This window comes from Ferruginibacter sp., from assembly GCF_014377975.1.
Taxonomy (GTDB): domain Bacteria; phylum Bacteroidota; class Bacteroidia; order Chitinophagales; family Chitinophagaceae; genus Ferruginibacter.
In genome coordinates this window covers 1-4397 of the sequence record NZ_JACMOO010000062.1, presented here as the reverse complement: position 1 = coordinate 4397, position 4397 = coordinate 1, and the positions used below count along the sequence as shown (strand labels likewise).

Below are 4397 nucleotides of genomic sequence, written 5' to 3'. Positions count from 1 at the left end.
TCGATGTAGAAGCGATTTTGATAAGTGGATTTATTTCGCTGCCGGATGAGGATGGAGAACAAAACTATATCCCCGTAACTAATATAGATTGCCTGGAAACGGCCAGGGTCTTTATTTATTCTGACGAGGCATGGGAAGAAATGGAAAGAAGGAGGGAAATAGAAAATAATAAAAACTGAGCGTTTGTAATCACTATCTTTAAAAGCAAATCAGATTAGCGACCCGCATTATAATTATTGTTAAAGTTGAGATCTAAATTTTTCTTTGCAGAGCCTCCTTTGACGGCTTTGTCCAAAGGCAATGGGGGATTAACTTTCAGGATGAAATATTGATGAGTAGAACGATGGGTACCAGCACATTTTCCTGTGCAGCTTATCTTGCATATGCTCTTTTATTTTACAGTAATGGCTTTAATGTAGCCACATTTTTGTTTGTTAAACAAGTAGTTTAAAAATACAAATGGCCGGTATTAACACCAGCCACTTGCAAAATAATCAACTATTTTTTAGTATCCGAATATTTCTTCCAGGCTCAGTTTTTTTACTTCACCATATTTTTTCATATCGTCGTCGCTCACTTTTTTTGTGGAGGCTACTACGCAATACGTATAAGGTTTGTTGGCGATATAATTAGTGTGAAATTTTTTCAGTTCATCATACCCGATGGCATCAATGGAATTATAGATTTTTTTACGGATATCATAATCCAGCCCTTTGCGTTGTGCTGAAAGATAATCGTAAATAATAGCGTCCTGTGTTATGCGGCCTGTTTCAATATCTTTTTTAATACCGGCACGGGCAAATTTTATATTCTCTGCCACATTGGGTAAATCGTTCAGTAACTCGTTCATAGCTACAATAGATTCATTGAATTTATCTGCCTGGCAACCCACATAAGCCAGGGTATAAAACGGATCTTCTTTTTTGCCTGGTATTGCATAAAAAGCAAAAGTGGAATAGGCCAAAGCCTTCGATTCCCGGATGGTTTGAAATACGAGTGCTGCCATACCTCCACCAAAATAATTATTAAAAATATCTACCACCGGTTCTTCGGCAGCACTATAAGTATTAGTGTTGCGTACCCAGCGTATTTCTGATTGTACCATCGTATAATCGGCAAATAATACCTGACTTTTAGTTTGTATTGAATTGGTAAATTTTACTTTTTCCGGAGCCATTTCAAAAGTGGCAGGTATACTGTGCAATTGTTTTAAAGCGGCAGTTAATGGCAGCAGTAACTGCGGGCCATAATAAATAATTTTATGCGGGTACGTGTTCAGGCTATGCAATATATTAACCAGTTCTAAAGAGGTGGCATTTTTTAATTCCCCTTCACTTAAAGCGTAATTAAAGGGATTTTTATCTCCAAATCTAGCATAAGAAACCAACCCGCTCATAATGGCGCCCTTGTTTAATTTTGCATCCATTCTTGATTTTTCAATACGGGCTTTTAATGCTGTTAAAGCTGTTTCATCCGGTTTGCAATTTTTCAACAGGGTTTCAAAAAGCGTTACTGCCTGCGTAAAATTTTCCTGCAACCCTTCAATATTTACCGTGGTAAATTCAGCGCCGGCACCAATAGAAAAACTACAGGCTATTTTATAAAAGGCCTTGGTTATATCTTCGGCACTTATTTTACCGGTACCTAAAAATTGCAGGTACTGGGCAGCCAGTCCTAATTTTTTATTGTTCCAGGTACCCATGTCAAATCGGTACTGCAGCCTGAAAATAGTATTGTCTTTATTTTGAACATACAACACTTCTGCCGCACCAACCTTACTTTTTTGCAGGTCTTTTGTATAATCTAAAAACACTGGTTTAACTGCTGTTGATGGCATTTCGTTTACCATTTTTACAAAGGCAGATTGTTCATTGCGGTTGGTTTCCACCGGTGTAATAGCAGGCTTTTCTACCTTAAGAATATTTTTATCTTCTCCCTTGCGTTTAAAGATCACGACATAATTATCCTGAAAATATTTATTGGCAAAATCAACAATATCTTTTTTGGTTAATTTAGATAACTGGTCGGTATAGGCTACCTGATCTTTCCAGTCCAGTTCCGACGTAAATGCATCCATCAGGTCGCTGGCTCTTGAGCCGTAAGATTCTGTAGCCAGTATTTTATTTTTCTTTTGATTATTGATGATGGAAGTAATGAGGTTATCATCAAAATTTCCTTTTTTAAGATTATCTATTTCACCCAGCATCAGCCCCTTTACATCTTCCAGAGATTGTCCCTGTGTTGGTGTGCCCTGCATCAGCAAAACACCATAATCAATCAATGTAAATGCAAAGGCGGATGCCCTTAATAATTTCTGTTTTTTCACCAGGTTCAGATCCATCAAACCTGCTTTGCCATTGGTTAATATTTGCCCTACCAGGTCGGCCAGTAAAACATCTTTTGATTTGTTGCCGGGCAAGCGGTAACCAATAGAAATGCTTTCTGCATCTGGCCCAACCACCTCTTCTGTAACAGGCGAAGTAATAGGTTTTTCAGGGTAAAATGTGTATGGCGGAATAGGCTTGTTCTGCATGTAGGCAAAAGCCTTGTCTATTTTTTTAATCATGGCATCTGCATCAAAATCGCCCGACATAATTACGCCCATATTATTGGGTACATAATAAGTATTAAAATACTTCCTTATTTCCAGCAGCGAAGGATTTTTTAAATGTTCTATTGTGCCAATGGTGGTTTGCCTTCCGTAATTGTTGTTTTTAAATAAGCCGGCAAATAATTTTTCACGCACTTTTCCGGCGTCGTTATCCAGTGTCCGGTTCTTCTCTTCATAAACGGCTTCCAGTTCGGTATGAAATATCCTGAACTGAGGATTGCGGAACCGTTCTGACTGCACCATTAAATATTTATCGGCCGCGTTGGCGGGTACATCATCGGTGTAAACTGTTTGTTCAAAAGAGGTAAATGCATTGGTGCCCTGTGCACCCATGGAAGACATCATTTTATCATACTCATTGGCAATGGCAAAACTGGCGGCTTTACCGGATACAGAATCAATGTTGTGATAAATATTTCTGCGCAGTGCTGTATCGGTTGTATGATTATATTGTTCATACAAATCACTTATTTTTTCTAATTCAGGTTTTTCTTTTGCCCAGTCAAGCGAACCAAACTGGTCGGTGCCTTTAAACAACATGTGCTCCAGGTAATGTGCCAGCCCGGTATGATCTGCAGGGTCCGTTTTACTGCCTGCTTTGGTAGCTATATAACATTGTATGCGGGGGTCTTTACTGGTGGTACTTAAAATTACGGTAAGGCCGTTTTTTAAGGTATAAAACCTTGCTTTGGCAGGGTCGCCGGTAACATATTTGTAGGTATAACCGTTACCGGTAGCTTCCTTCCACTGGTGCCCGGCTATTTGAGAAAATAACGTATTGCCGGTAAAAAGCATCAATAAAATTAATGCCTGTGTAATCCTGTTCATAAAGTAGATTTAGTCTATAAAGTGAATTCTAAAAGTACGTTATAAACTGCTTACATATATTACCATTTAAAACATTCTTACATTTACCCGTTAAAAAATAAAATAGATGAAAAGGCTGATTAAAATATTGTTAGGTACCCTGTTATTTGTATTTATTCTTATTAATATCATTACTGCATTTCACGCATATAAGTTTACCCATTTTTATAATGCCGATGAAATAATAGTAAAGCAGGACCAAAATGGATGGGATAAAACGGAAGATATTTTATTTGGTATTGATGTTCCGAAAAAACCCAATACCATCACAGCAGATTCTACTTTTGAAACCATTTATCTTACCACCAAAGATGGTATAAAGCTACAGGGCTGGTATTTAAAAACAGCTAATTCTGTAAAAGGAACAGTCGTTATGTTTCATGGACATGGCAGCAATAAATCAGGCATCATACTGGAGTCTGAAGCGTTTAGAAAGATGGGCTACAATACCCTGCTGATAGATTTTAGGGCGCATGGCGGCAGTGGTGGAAATACTACTACCATTGGTTATTACGAGGCAGAGGATGTAGATCTTGCTTATGAATTTATAAAAAATAGAGGCGAAAAAAATATAGTGCTCTGGGGAATTTCCATGGGTGCAGCCGCCATTTCAAAAGCCATCAGCGATGATACTTTACAACCCAGCAAAATTATTTTAGAAATGCCTTATGGCAGCATTGTTAAAGCGGCGGAGGGAAGAATAAAAATGATGCATTTACCGCCGGAACCACTGGCAACTTTGATTACCTTCTGGGGTGGTGCGGAACATGGTTTTTGGGCATTTGATATGAAGCCAACTAAGTTTGTAAAAAAAATTAACTGTCCGGTTTTACTGCAATGGGGCAAAAAGGATCCAAGGGTTACCAGCGGTGAAATTGATTTAATTTATGCCAATATTACCGCCCCTAAAAAATTGGTA

2 protein-coding genes are annotated in these 4397 nt (G+C 38.2%); one reads left to right on the top strand and one right to left on the bottom strand.

Annotation, left to right across the window (positions count from 1 at the left end; genetic code table 11):
* Nucleotides 1–505: 505 nt before the first annotated feature.
* Nucleotides 506–3439, bottom strand: a complete 2934-nt coding sequence (locus H7254_RS04160; RefSeq protein WP_301931787.1) for a pitrilysin family protein — start codon at nucleotides 3437–3439, stop codon at nucleotides 506–508.
* 106 nt (nucleotides 3440–3545) lie between these two features.
* Between H7254_RS04160 and H7254_RS04155 the strand changes: the two genes are divergently transcribed.
* The coding region (locus H7254_RS04155) for an alpha/beta hydrolase (RefSeq protein WP_301931786.1) at nucleotides 3546–4397 on the top strand (852 nt) is incomplete at its 3' end.

What these genes read in the sequence shown, in the direction of transcription:
- H7254_RS04160 (WP_301931787.1), bottom strand. Translation starts at nt 3,439, where the DNA reads ATGAACAGGATTACACAGGCATTAATTTTATTGATGCTTTTTACCGGC.